11 protein-coding genes are annotated in these 12,387 nt (G+C 51.5%); 6 read left to right on the plus strand and 5 right to left on the minus strand.

Features of this window, described 5'->3' with window-relative positions:
• The first annotated feature begins 112 nt into the window (after positions 1 to 112).
• Positions 113 to 1,501, plus strand: coding sequence for a dihydrolipoyl dehydrogenase (gene lpdA, locus NGM62_RS04560; protein ID WP_262246136.1), 1,389 nt, complete (start codon positions 113 to 115; stop codon positions 1,499 to 1,501).
• A gap of 118 nt (positions 1,502 to 1,619) precedes the next feature.
• Here lpdA and NGM62_RS04565 read toward each other — a convergent pair whose 3' ends face one another.
• The 5 genes from NGM62_RS04565 to NGM62_RS04585 form a co-directional block, all read right to left on the minus strand.
• Positions 1,620 to 2,630: a LacI family DNA-binding transcriptional regulator gene (locus NGM62_RS04565; RefSeq protein ID WP_262246138.1), complete on the minus strand. Its 1,011-nt coding sequence runs from the start codon at positions 2,628 to 2,630 to the stop codon at positions 1,620 to 1,622.
• Between the two features lie 107 nt (positions 2,631 to 2,737).
• Positions 2,738 to 4,192 (minus strand): S41 family peptidase, encoded by a 1,455-nt coding sequence (locus tag NGM62_RS04570; RefSeq protein ID WP_262246140.1) that lies wholly within the window; start codon positions 4,190 to 4,192, stop codon positions 2,738 to 2,740.
• Positions 4,189 to 4,839 carry an HAD family hydrolase gene (locus NGM62_RS04575; RefSeq protein ID WP_262246142.1) on the minus strand — a complete coding sequence of 217 codons (651 nt, stop codon included), beginning with the start codon at positions 4,837 to 4,839 and terminating at the stop codon, positions 4,189 to 4,191. Before NGM62_RS04575 ends, NGM62_RS04570 begins: the two co-directional genes overlap by 4 nt.
• A gap of 32 nt (positions 4,840 to 4,871) precedes the next feature.
• Positions 4,872 to 5,360: a hypothetical protein gene (locus tag NGM62_RS04580; RefSeq protein WP_262246144.1), complete on the minus strand. Its 489-nt coding sequence runs from the start codon at positions 5,358 to 5,360 to the stop codon at positions 4,872 to 4,874.
• Positions 5,361 to 5,373: 13 nt separating this feature from the next.
• Positions 5,374 to 6,030 carry an ABC transporter ATP-binding protein gene (locus NGM62_RS04585; protein ID WP_262246147.1) on the minus strand — a complete coding sequence of 219 codons (657 nt, stop codon included), beginning with the start codon at positions 6,028 to 6,030 and terminating at the stop codon, positions 5,374 to 5,376.
• An 80-nt stretch (positions 6,031 to 6,110) separates the two neighbouring features.
• Between NGM62_RS04585 and sucC the strand changes: the two genes are divergently transcribed.
• The 5 genes from sucC to NGM62_RS04610 all read left to right on the plus strand — a co-directional run bounded on the left by sucC (position 6,111) and on the right by NGM62_RS04610 (position 12,384).
• On the plus strand, positions 6,111 to 7,301 hold the full coding sequence (gene sucC / locus NGM62_RS04590; RefSeq protein ID WP_262246149.1) for an ADP-forming succinate--CoA ligase subunit beta: 1,191 nt from the start codon (positions 6,111 to 6,113) through the stop codon (positions 7,299 to 7,301).
• Positions 7,302 to 7,390: 89 nt separating this feature from the next.
• A complete protein-coding gene (asnS, locus tag NGM62_RS04595; protein WP_262246151.1) occupies positions 7,391 to 8,836 on the plus strand; it encodes an asparagine--tRNA ligase in 1,446 nt (481 codons plus the stop codon).
• A 9-nt stretch (positions 8,837 to 8,845) separates the two neighbouring features.
• Positions 8,846 to 9,466, plus strand: coding sequence for an L-threonylcarbamoyladenylate synthase (locus NGM62_RS04600; protein WP_262246153.1), 621 nt, complete (start codon positions 8,846 to 8,848; stop codon positions 9,464 to 9,466).
• A 45-nt stretch (positions 9,467 to 9,511) separates the two neighbouring features.
• Positions 9,512 to 10,678 (plus strand): Na+/H+ antiporter NhaA, encoded by a 1,167-nt coding sequence (gene nhaA, locus NGM62_RS04605; protein WP_262246156.1) that lies wholly within the window; start codon positions 9,512 to 9,514, stop codon positions 10,676 to 10,678.
• Between the two features lie 275 nt (positions 10,679 to 10,953).
• A complete protein-coding gene (locus NGM62_RS04610; protein WP_262246158.1) occupies positions 10,954 to 12,384 on the plus strand; it encodes a sensor histidine kinase in 1,431 nt (476 codons plus the stop codon).
• The last annotated feature ends 3 nt before the right edge of the window (positions 12,385 to 12,387 follow it).

Consider the following 12,387-nt stretch of genomic DNA (forward strand, 5'->3'; position numbering starts at 1 on the left):
GAAATGTGACGGTAAGATATTCTTAAAAAAATTTATGTAAGTTTGTAACCACTATAAAGGTTTGGAATAGCAACTGAAACGTGAATCAATCTCAAGAAAGCAACTAAAATATATGAACTACGACATCATTGTAATCGGAAGCGGGCCGGGTGGCTATGTGGCCGCCATCCGGGCCTCACAGCTTGGGTTAAAAACTGCTATTGTAGAACGGGAATCACTCGGCGGCATCTGCCTTAACTGGGGGTGTATCCCCACCAAGGCGTTGCTCAAAAGTGCCCAGGTATTCGAATACCTCAACCACGCCGCAGATTATGGTATCAAGGTAAGTGGCGGTGAAGCTGATTTCGGTGCAATTGTGAAGCGTAGCCGCGGTGTCGCCGACGGGATGAGCAAAGGCATCCAGTTCCTGATGAAGAAAAACAAGATCGATGTAATCATGGGCACCGCCAAAATCAAAAAAGGTGGCCAGGTTGAAGTGAAGGACGACGCAGGCAGCACCAAGACATACACGGCGAAACATACGATATTGGCCACCGGGGCACGGTCGCGTGAGCTCCCCAACCTGAAACAGGACGGCAAGCGCATCATCGGGTATCGGCAGGCCATGAACCTCGAAAAGCAACCCGAATCCTTGGTGGTTATCGGATCGGGAGCTATCGGCGTTGAGTTTGCCTATTTCTACAGTGCTATCGGCACGAAGGTCACCGTGGTGGAATACCTCGACCGTATCGTCCCGGTAGAAGACGAAGAGATTTCCAAACAGTTGGAACGCAGCCTTAAGAAAGCTGGGATAACTATCCTTACCAGCTCCGAAGTACAGTCGGTAGACACTTCCGGCAAGCTGTGCAAGGTACAGGTCAAGACCGCCAAAGGCACGGAAACCATCGAGGCCGAGACCGTGCTATCGGCCGTAGGCATCACACCGAACATCGAAAACTTAGGGTTGGAAGAAGTCGGTGTCAAGACCGAAAAAGGCCGTGTGGTGGTCGACGACTTCTACAAGACCAATGTAGCGGGCGTGTACGCCATCGGCGACATAGTAAAAGGACAGGCCCTCGCCCACGTCGCTTCGGCCGAAGGCATCACCTGTGTTGAAAAGATAAAAGGGTTAGACGTATCTCCCATAGACTACAACAACATACCCGGCTGTACCTACAGCTCGCCCGAAGTAGCATCAGTGGGTTATACCGAAAAGGCGGCCAAGGAAGCGGGATATGAAGTCAAAGTGGGTAAATTCCCATTCTCCGCATCGGGTAAGGCAAGCGCCGCCGGGGCAAAAGACGGTTTTGTCAAAGTGATTTTTGACGCTAAATATGGTGAATTCCTAGGGGCGCACATGATCGGAGCCAACGTGACCGAGATGATCGGTGAAGTAGTGGTCGCACGCAAGCTGGAAACCACCGGACATGAAATCATCAAAGCGGTGCATCCACACCCCACAATGAGCGAAGCTATCATGGAGGCTGCTGCAGACGCCTATGGCGAAGTAATCCATTTGTAGCTTTTCGTGTTTTTTAGTCGTAAGTCATTCCTGACCACAAGCACCCCAAAAGGCCGGCCACGGATGACTTACGACTTTACTAAATACTAAATACTAAATACTAAACACCTAAATACCGCTACGCCTTACTCACCAGGTGCGATTTAAAGGTAACTTTCACCGGTTCCGGCCGCTCTGGGGCATCGATTAGTTCGAAGAGGAGCTCCGCAGCCTTTTTCCCCTGTTCTCCAGGGAACTGCTCGATGGATGCCATGGGTGGGTTTTCCATATATGTCCAAAGCGGGTAATTGGCATAGCTGATGAAATGGATATCCTGATTGAGGGTTACCCCCCTTTCGCGGACCAACTTCATGACATCAAGCGCCACGTAGTCATTGAAAGAGACCACGGCCGACGGACGCTGCGGCAGGGCCAGTAATTGCGATATCGCAGCCTCGTTGCCTTCTGTAGTAAGGTCGGTATTTACCACATACTCTTCCTTGAACGGAATACCTGCTCTTTCGAGCCCCTTCAAGTAGGCGCGCATGCGTTCAACACTTGCCGGCAGCAGCGGTGGTCCGTTGATAAGCGATATGGCACGGTGGCCGCAGGAAACAAACATGTCAATTGCTTCCAGCATGCCGGTTTCCAAATCGCTCACCACCTTGTTGATGTCATCCAGATCGGGCACGCAGTCGAAAAAGACAACGGGTATACCGGCGGCCTCCAGCAGCTCCATGAAGGGGTATTCGCGGGTATTCTTACCGATCGACATCAGTACGCCGTCTACCCGGTGTGTTTTCAGCGTTTGCAGGATACGGAATTCACGGTCGGCATCATCCAGCGACTGCCCCATGATGACCGTATAATTCTTATCGTTGGCCACATTTTCAATTTCACTGATGGCCGCAGAAAAAAAAGGTTCCGATAGGCTCGGCAATACCACACCGATGGTAAATGTTTTACGCTGCTTAAAGAAAATAGCTGTCTGGTTAGGCTCATAGTTCAGTTCCTCGGCCATTTTCTTCACGCGCATGGTTGTTACCAAACCGATACTCGGATGGTCATTCAGTGCCCTTGAGACCGTAGACGGTGAAATCTTCAACCGTTTCGCTATCTCCTTAATCGTTGCCGGTTTACTTTCCTTCATCAGCTTTCCCTTTAGTGGTCAGTCCAACCCCCGTTGGAAAGCGCAATATACGAATTATTGACGGAAGGCCCGCACAGGGGAGGCAACGTTCGCTGGCAACGTTCGTGTTACGGAGTTACATGCGCGCTGAAAGTATACATCCCTTTCACGCCATGCCGGTCGAGCGTACGGTTTATTTCGCGGGCGCGCATTGTCCCATAGCGTGCCAGTCCGTTCAACTGCTGGCTTTGTGTATTCGATGAAAACCTGCCATTTTCAGCATAGTACAGTGCTTCCGCAACCATATCTTCCCGTGGATCGCCGAAGTCCCGTGTCAAATCATCAAACACCAGCTTATCAACATGTAGCCCTGAAAAATAGTCGCCATATCCAATCGAATTGAATGTCTGGAACGATACCGCGTAGAGGTCTACCCCCAAGATATCCCAGTTGAAGAAACCTACGGGTTTACCATAAGTTGCATGTTCACCGATCAGTTTCACATCGATATGGGGGGTCAGGTTGTTAATGAGCAGCTCACTTGCCGACGCCGTACCTTCGGTTACCAAAAAGTAAATCCTATCGAGGTCTAACCCATTGGTCTTATTGAAATTCACTGGCGAAAAATCGACGCGAATACCCTGGCTCCGCAGAAAAGCGTCGAGGCCATTATTGACCTTGTTGGTGTACATCACGCCGTTTCCAACCGACGTAGGGGCAAGGAGGTCCGAGAGGTACTCGGCGGTCACCACTGCTCCACCCCCATTATACCGCAGGTCTACGATCAACTCATCAACACCTTCAGCCTCAAATTGGGCTATCAATTGGTCGAGCTGGTCCTTCACATAGGTTGTGCCGCCGCGACTGTTGACCGTAGATACAAACGAGTCAAAAGCAAAATACCCCACTTTTTTGTTTGTCACACTGTATACCCCCTGACTCAGGATAGGTTGTATCTGGTAGTTAGCCCGTTGCATACCTACGCTTACCTCTTCGCCATTGGGCGTCCGGAGCACGAGGTTGATCTGGCTGGCATCCAATGCATCGAAGAGGAAAGTAAAGTTATCCTGCTCCATAGATGATAGCGACAGGTCGCTCACGCCGTTTATTGACACGATCTGCCAGCCGCGCCGAATGCCGCGCTGGTAAGCCGGCGAGCCCGTATCCACCTTTTTCACATAGAGGTCCGTATCGTTATTGTAGCGCACATCAAACCCAAAGTTACCCGCATATCCCAGCTGTATTTCGGCATTTATAGTACCCCACCGATCTAAGAAACTAAACCGGTCGTATGGGTTGCCACTACCGTCGCGTGCATACCCTTTCAATGCCTCCAATACGGCGTCTGCCGAGTTATATTGGCGGGTATGGCCGCGTATGTCGCTAAACCAATCGGGCAGGTCAGCCTGCCACAAGTAAAATCCGTAGGTGTAATAGTACACCGAGTCCTTCAACAGGTCTTCGTCGGTGTCTGGTCGGGCGGGCCGTTCCAGCTCGGGTACTACCGTCTGGCGGTTGCAACCGGCTGAGGTACCCAATAGCAGCAACACGGCTGCGAGGCGCATAAATTTGGTCATGTTCATTGTTTATCCGGGTAAGCGCGCTGCTCAGACGATGAGGTTTCCAGAAAACGGGCGGCAGCAATATGGTCTATACCCAAGGCTGCGGCCATACCGGGGCTGTCGCTAGCGTAGATATAGAGCACATCGTCTTTTTTCAGTCCGTTTTTTTTCAATAAATGGTCGATCGGCTCGTACCCCTTTGCCCGGAGCTCCGCTTGGAAATATACTGTCACCGCCCGTTCCAATCCGTTCCATTCCACATACTGTAGCTTATTCAATTGAATGGCAGGGTTGCCGTCCGTAAAAATGAACAGTTTTTTTCCGTCACCGTGGGCGTCACGCATCAGGTCGAGCATCGCTTGGTAAAGCAAGAGTTTTACCGGGAGGCGCGCGGTGTGATGCATACGCTCAAACTGCGTTTTATACTTGGGGTCAATGCCGAATGCTTCCGCCGCACGTTCAAAAAGCCCGGCTTCGCCATGGTGCTCATAAGCTGTTTTAAGGAACCCCGTGAGTTCCGAGGCAGGCGGCACGGTCTCGGTATATTCCAGCAAATTGGCAAACAGGTAATACACCTGCAGCAAATAATCCTTTTTTGGGAACAACACATTGTCCACCTCAAAAAGCAGTGCCTTTTTACCGGCATCGATATTTGCGTAAGTCAACATATATCAGTTTGATTCAAAACATTCACATAGGTTTAATCGGCAATGCAGCACCATGCCAACTCATGGGCGGAATCTAGTCGGGCAAACACGCCCGACATGGTATGGGTTAGCGTTGGCGGCTGTTCGCCCACAACGGCTGTCCCGCGGTCGAGCACGAGTAGCGGGTAGTGCCGGCCGGGGTTCCTCATCATGCCAAGTTCGTCTAAGTGTCCGGCATCGGGAACCCATACCGCTATGCCATATTCAGCAAAAAGCTGCTGTGTGCGGGCCAGCGCGCGGATTTCCTGCTCGCCAAGCGGGATCAGCACGTCCACCCCACCGTCCAAACAGGTCCGTAGCATCACATGCTCGAAAGCCGCTGCATTTACCTGCGGAAACTGCATGTAATTTCCGGTACGCAGCAGCACCTGCGGAATCTCATCCGCAGCGCCGAACAGCACCTCGTACTGTACCTGCAGCAGTTTACCCACGCGTTGGGCAAACGGCCTAGTACCCTGTGTTATCAATATCCTGCCTGACATACGTATCCCACTGCTAGTCCGGTTGGATCACCCCATCTTTGATATGCACCATGCGGTCGGCGATGCTGGCCAGCTCTTCGTTGTGGGTCACCACCACGAACGTTTGGTTGAGCTGTGTGCGTAGGTCTACAAACAGCTGGTGCAGCGCGGCGGCATTCTCCGAATCGAGGTTGCCCGACGGCTCGTCGGCGAGGACCACCGCTGGCCGGTTCACCAGTGCCCGCGCCACCGCTACACGCTGCTGCTCACCGCCGGAGAGCTCGCCCGGCTTATGGCCCTTCCGGTGGGCCACACCCAGCAGCGCTAGCAATTCCATGGCCCGCTGTTCAGCCGCTTTGGGCGATACTTTTTTGATATAAGCCGGGATACATACGTTCTCCAATGCCGTAAACTCGGGCAGCAGGTGGTGAAACTGGAAGACAAATCCGATGTGCTCGTTGCGGAACGCGCTCAGCTGCTTAGGCGTGAGCGTGCTGATATCTGTACCTTGGAGCGATACCGTGCCACGGTCGGGCCTATCCAATGTACCGATGATATGGAGAAGGGTGCTTTTACCCGCACCAGACGCGCCGACGAGGCTGACAATCTCTCCGGTAGCCACTTCCAGGTCCACCCCTTTCAAAATGGGCAGTGCGCCATACGATTTGTATATACCCCTTGCGCTTAACATGGTGCGAAGGTATGGATTTTTAGTGGTTTAGCTTGACCATTCGCGATTAAAACCCTACTTTTACGGCAAATTTCACACAAATGAACATTCACGAATATCAAGGTAAGCAAATACTGAAAAGTTTTGGCGTTAGGGTACAGGAAGGTATCGTAGCCGAAACACCCGAACAAGCTGTGGAAGCAGCCAAAAAGTTGAAGGAAGACTACAATTCCGACTGGGTGGTGGTAAAAGCCCAGATCCATGCCGGTGGCCGCGGAAAAGGCGGTGGGGTCAAGCTTGCCAAAAACCTTGATGAAGTGAAGCAACGCGCTACCGATATCATCGGCATGCAGTTGGTCACGCCACAGACCGGACCTGAGGGCAAGAAGGTAAACAAAGTGTTAATCGCACAAGACGTATACTACCCCGGCGAAAGTGAAACGAAAGAATTTTACATGAGCGTACTGCTCGACCGGGCTCGGGGCCGGAACATCATCATGTACTCCACCGAAGGGGGAATGGACATCGAGCAGGTGGCTGAAAAGACCCCCCACCTGATTTTCAAAGAGGAAATCGACCCGAAGGTAGGCCTTCGTCCCTTCCAGGCCCGGAAGGTTGCATTCAACCTAGGGCTGGACGGTGCGGCGTTCAAGGACATGACAAAATTCGTTGCCGCACTCTATAAAGCATACGAATCGACCGACTCCTCATTGTTTGAAATCAATCCGGTGCTGAAGACCTCTGACGACAAGATACTGGCCGTTGATGCCAAGGTGAACCTCGATGAAAATGGCCTGTTCCGCCATCCGGACTATGCTGCCATGCGTGATGTTACCGAAGAGGATCCCACGGAAGTGGAAGCGGGCGAGTCTAACCTCAACTATGTGAAACTCGACGGCAACGTAGGCTGCATGGTAAACGGTGCCGGCTTGGCTATGGCTACCATGGACATCATCAAACTGGCCGGTGGTGAGCCCGCCAATTTCCTCGATGTAGGTGGCACCGCAAACGCACAGACAGTCAAAGCAGGATTCAACATCATCCTGAAAGACCCGAATGTGAAAGCTATCCTGATCAACATCTTCGGTGGGATTGTCCGTTGCGACCGTGTGGCACAAGGTGTTATCGATGCCTACAAAGAAATCGGCAACATCCCTGTCCCCATCATCGTAAGGTTGCAGGGTACCAACGCAGAAGAAGCTAAACGGCTGATTGACGAATCCGGATTGGAGGTATACTCCGCGATTCTACTCAAGGAAGCTGCCGATTTGGTTACGAAAGTCTTGTCTTAATTGACGATTGTAGATATTCCAGCAAAGCCTCCAGTTAACACGTGGAGGTTTTTGTTTTTAACTCAATACCCAATACTCGTTAGCCAACAATGAAACATACTCGTATAAAAGACCTGTTAAACTCCACCGACTACGGCCATCAGATTACCGTAAAAGGGTGGGTGCGGACATTCCGCAACAATCAGTTCATCGCCATCAATGATGGTTCTACCCTAGGCAATATCCAAGCTGTGGTCGACTTCAAGAACACAGACGAAGCCCTGCTGAAGCGCATCACTACCGGAGCCGCGATTTCGGTCACCGGGCCGTTGATTGAATCGCTGGGCAAGGGTCAGCGTGTGGAAATAAAGGTGGAGACGTTAGCGATATTGGGCGACAGCGACCCGGATAAGTTCCCGTTGCAGCCCAAGAAGCACAGCCTCGAATTCTTACGTGAAATTGCCCACCTACGTTTCCGCACCAATACCTTCAATGCCATCTTCCGGGTACGGACAGCCCTTTCGTTTGCAATACACCAGTTTTTCTTCGAGCGCGGGTTTGTGTACCTGCATACGCCCATCATCACCGGGTCGGATGCAGAAGGTGCAGGTGAGATGTTCCAGGTAACAACGCTCGACCTCGACAATATACCACGCAATCCCGACGGGTCGGTAGATTACAGCGAGGATTTCTTCGGGAAGCCGACAAACCTCACCGTATCGGGGCAGTTGGAAGGTGAGCTGGCGGCTATGGCCCTGGGCAATATCTACACCTTCGGCCCCACTTTCCGTGCCGAAAACTCCAATACCACTCGCCACCTTGCCGAGTTTTGGATGGTTGAACCCGAAATGGCATTCTATGAGCTGGAAGACAACATGGACCTGGCCGAAGAACTGCTCAAATATGTCATCCGATTTGCGCTCGACCACTGCCCTGACGAAATCGAATTTTTACGCAACAGACTGCTCGAAGAAGAGAAAAGCAAGCCGCAGAACGAACGGTCTGAAATGGACTTGGTGTCCAAACTCAATTTCTGCTTGGACAACAGCTTCGAGCGGCTCACCTACACGGAGGCCATCAACATCCTCCAGCGCAGCAAGCCCAACCAGAAGAAGCAATTCAAATACCTCATCGAGGGCTGGGGAGCCGACCTCCAATCGGAACACGAACGGTACCTGGTCGAAAAGCATTTCAAAAAACCGGTTATCCTCACCGATTACCCGGCAGACATCAAAGCGTTTTACATGCGGCAGAACGAGCCCGACGCCGAAGGACGGCACACCGTCCGCGCCATGGATATCCTGTTCCCCGGCATCGGCGAGATGGTGGGCGGATCGCAGCGCGAAGAGCGGCTGGACAAATTAACACAGCGGATGGAGGAGATGAACATACCGGCAGACGAGATGGACTGGTTCCTGGATACCCGCCGGTTTGGAACAGCGCCACACTCCGGATTCGGTGTCGGTTTCGAGCGCCTCGTGCTGTTCGTCACCGGGATGACCAACATACGCGATGTCATCCCCTTCCCGCGCACGCCGCACAACGCGGAATTTTGATAGTTAACGATGTTACTGCGTATCTACGAAGAAAACCCCAACCCTAAGGCTATCCAGCAGGTGGCTGAGGTATTGCGGCGTGGTGGACTGATCATCTACCCTACCGACACCGTATATGGCTTGGGCTGCGACATCAACAACCACAAAGCCATCGAGCGCGTTTGTGAACTGCGGGGAATAAAGCCTGAAAAGGCTAACCTCTCGTTCATCTGCTACGACCTCACCGGCATATCGCAATATACCAAGCCGTTTGATACGACCACGTTCCGGGTATTGAAAAAAGCATTACCGGGGCCATTCACATTTATCTTCAACGCCAGTGGGCAAGTACCCAAACTACTGAGCTCCAAAAAGAAAACGGTGGGTATCCGGGTTCCAGACAATCTTATCGCACGGGAAATTGTGCGCGAACTGGGCAACCCCATCGTATCAGCGTCCATCCATGATGAGGACGAAATCGTGGAATATTCCACCGATCCCGAACTCATCCACGAGAAGTACGGCAACCTGGTGGACATGGTGATCGATGGTGGTTACGGCGGCAACATCGCCTCTACGGTGGTAGACGTTACATCGGGCGAGTTCGAGATCATCCGTGAGGGCAAGGGTGATATCAGCCTTTTCATGTAGCAGAAAGAAGCAGATTAAGCAGTAACCGATAATTATTTTTCACAGATGCGCAAACAGATCAAGCAGTTTTTCGAAGCCGATTCCGCAAGCGGTATCACCCTACTGGTATTTTTAGTTATCTCACTGATTATTGCCAATTCCCCTTTGGGACCGGGCTTTGAATCCCTGCTTGGCCAGCAAATCGGCTTTGAAACACCGCAGGTTCACCTTAAATACCCCGTGCTCCTTTGGATCAACGACGGCCTGATGGCCCTCTTTTTCCTCATGGTGGGCATCGAGATCAAACAGGAACTGGCCCATGGGCAGCTTTCGTCGGCAAAAAAGGCATCCCTGCCCATCTTCGCCGCTCTGGGTGGTATGCTGGTTCCGGCAGGCCTCTATGCCCTGTTCAATACCGGCACCGAGACCGCCCACGGCTGGGGCATCCCCATGGCAACCGATATCGCATTTGCCATCGGCATATTGTCTATATTGGGAAAACGGGTCCCCATCGCCCTGAAAGTGCTCCTTACCGCGTTGGCCATTGCAGATGACCTCGGGGCTATCCTTGTTATCGCCATTTTCTACACCACCGAGCTCCACACTACCTACCTGCTCTATGCGTTCGGCATATTCGCCGCGATGCTGTTGCTGAACCGCATCGGCGTCAAATCGGTATGGGTTTACCTTATCCCCGGTGTCTTCATTTGGTATTTCATCCACCACTCCGGCATCCATGCCACCATTGCGGGCGTGCTTACGGCATTCGCCATTCCTATCAAAGGTAAAACGGGAGGTCCTTCCCCCATTCAGACGGTAGAACATGCAATCGCCACACCGGTAAACTTCATCATCATGCCATTGTTTGCGCTGGCCAATACCAACATCCGATTTGAGAGCGGTATGGTGGAAGGCCTCGCCAGCCCGTTGGGCATGGGCATCATTGCCGGGCTGTTCATCGGCAAGCCTATCGGGATAACGTTGCTTTCCTGGATTTCGGTGAAGCTGGGGCTTAGCGAACTACCCAAGGGTACCAAATGGTTCCAGGTTCTCGCTATCGGCTTAATGGGCGGTATCGGGTTTACGATGTCTATATTCATCGCACTCTTGTCGTTTGACGACGTGTACCATCAAACAGAGGCCAAATTTGCCATCCTCGTCGCTTCGGCCCTTTCGGGAACTATCGGGTACGTGGTACTGCGCAGTATCGGGAAAAAATACGTTACCGGGTAAACCAATTACGGTGCATGGCCATGCCGGTGGCGGTTACCGAAATTGAAATGGGCAACCTTTGTATTAACAAAAGCTGCCCATTCCACACTTGGATATATTTTGTTTTGATAGGGTACAATTACATTTACATAACAAAAGTAATACATTCGCTCACCGGAGCCTGTTAACAAATGCCCAACAAAATGTTAATGAAAACCAAATACCCCCTCATACGATACTTATTCTCATGATTTCATTATTATATTCGCTCATATTAGAACAGGTAGACCAAATACATGCGGTATTCATTAACAACACATAAGGGTGTTTCGCTGATGGGGCTTATTTTATTGGCCTCGGTGGTATTCTACCTTACCTTCAACACTTTTAAGCTGAAAGACGAACAGTACCAAGCCGTAGAGAAGACCCTCATCAACGAACGGTACACCCAGCGTATCCGCAACGATAAGGTGTTTCCGGGTGGCGTAGACATCATAGACAGGTACCTGATGACCAACATCCACGCCCTGGAGGCCGCGTACCACAGCGGCCCGGATCGCTTCGAGCACGAAAAGAACCTCGTACTGGACAGCATGTTCGTAGCCCTCCGGGAAGGCAACACCATGGACAGCCTCTTTGAAACGGTGAAAGCTGAGTACGGCCTGGATGAAGACCTCGAATACCTACTTACCATCAACGCAATACAGCTGGTTTTCAAAAACATGATGCTTGTCAATGCCTACCATGCCAGCAGTCCGCCCCCTTTCGTTCCCGACAGTCTGAACACGCCCATCGGCATCAACATCGGCGGCGCCCTTAAAACGCCGCTTCCGCAAAACGAAATTGCCAAGATCACGGTCAGCAACGCCGAAGACTACAACTACTGGATGTCGTTCTCGCTGCATGCCGACCACCGTAACCGTTCGTGGCGCATCATGAAACTGATGATGCCGACGTTCCTCATCGCCTTATTCGCCATTGGCTGTGTGGTATCTATTTACTATGTCACCTACCGCAATTGGCTACGCCAGAAAAAACTGGCCGAAATGAAGTCGGATTTTGTCAATAGTATCACACACGAGTTCAACACGCCGCTCTCTACCATCATCGTGGCCAATAAGAACATGCAGAACGACAACATCCTGGCAAACGCTGAAAACATCAAGCCGCTCACCAAAATCATCGAACGGCAATCCCTGCGCTTGCAGAAGCTCTTTGAGCAGGTGATGGACATCACCACGATGGATAACTCCACCCTTCAAAAGGAGCCGCATGAGCTAAACAACTTGCTTGCCGAAATCATTACGGACTATAACATGAAGCTATCCGTGCAAAACACGGCTGTCACCTTGCATACTGTTCCTCTCCCGCTCCATGTTGAGCTCAACAAGTTTTTCTTCACCACGATGCTATTGAACCTGTTTGACAATGCCATCAAATACAACCATAGCGAGCACAAGCAAATTTCAGTAGACACCGTGGTTGCGGGCAACACCATTGATTTACGTATATCCGACAATGGCACGGGCATCCCCGACAAGGAAATCGAGCACGTATTCGAGAAATTCTACCGCTTCCAACAACGGGGCACCCAGCATATTTCCGGATTGGGGCTGGGGCTATATTACACCTACCAATGCATAAAAAGCCATGGGTGGACGCTATCCGTAACAAGCAAGGAGCATGTAGGCAGTCAATTCACCATCCACATACCCTATAAAAGTTAGTGC

Source organism: Parapedobacter soli, from assembly GCF_025460835.1.
In the GTDB taxonomy this organism is placed as follows: Bacteria; Bacteroidota; Bacteroidia; order Sphingobacteriales; family Sphingobacteriaceae; genus Parapedobacter; species Parapedobacter soli.

What these genes read in the sequence shown, in the direction of transcription:
- lpdA (WP_262246136.1), top strand. Translation starts at nt 113, where the DNA reads ATGAACTACGACATCATTGTAATCGGAAGCGGGCCGGGTGGCTATGTG.
- NGM62_RS04565 (WP_262246138.1), bottom strand. Translation starts at nt 2,630, where the DNA reads ATGAAGGAAAGTAAACCGGCAACGATTAAGGAGATAGCGAAACGGTTG.
- NGM62_RS04570 (WP_262246140.1), bottom strand. Translation starts at nt 4,192, where the DNA reads ATGAACATGACCAAATTTATGCGCCTCGCAGCCGTGTTGCTGCTATTG.
- NGM62_RS04575 (WP_262246142.1), bottom strand. Translation starts at nt 4,839, where the DNA reads ATGTTGACTTACGCAAATATCGATGCCGGTAAAAAGGCACTGCTTTTT.
- NGM62_RS04580 (WP_262246144.1), bottom strand. Translation starts at nt 5,360, where the DNA reads ATGTCAGGCAGGATATTGATAACACAGGGTACTAGGCCGTTTGCCCAA.
- NGM62_RS04585 (WP_262246147.1), bottom strand. Translation starts at nt 6,030, where the DNA reads ATGTTAAGCGCAAGGGGTATATACAAATCGTATGGCGCACTGCCCATT.
- sucC (WP_262246149.1), top strand. Translation starts at nt 6,111, where the DNA reads ATGAACATTCACGAATATCAAGGTAAGCAAATACTGAAAAGTTTTGGC.
- asnS (WP_262246151.1), top strand. Translation starts at nt 7,391, where the DNA reads ATGAAACATACTCGTATAAAAGACCTGTTAAACTCCACCGACTACGGC.
- NGM62_RS04600 (WP_262246153.1), top strand. Translation starts at nt 8,846, where the DNA reads ATGTTACTGCGTATCTACGAAGAAAACCCCAACCCTAAGGCTATCCAG.
- nhaA (WP_262246156.1), top strand. Translation starts at nt 9,512, where the DNA reads ATGCGCAAACAGATCAAGCAGTTTTTCGAAGCCGATTCCGCAAGCGGT.
- NGM62_RS04610 (WP_262246158.1), top strand. Translation starts at nt 10,954, where the DNA reads ATGCGGTATTCATTAACAACACATAAGGGTGTTTCGCTGATGGGGCTT.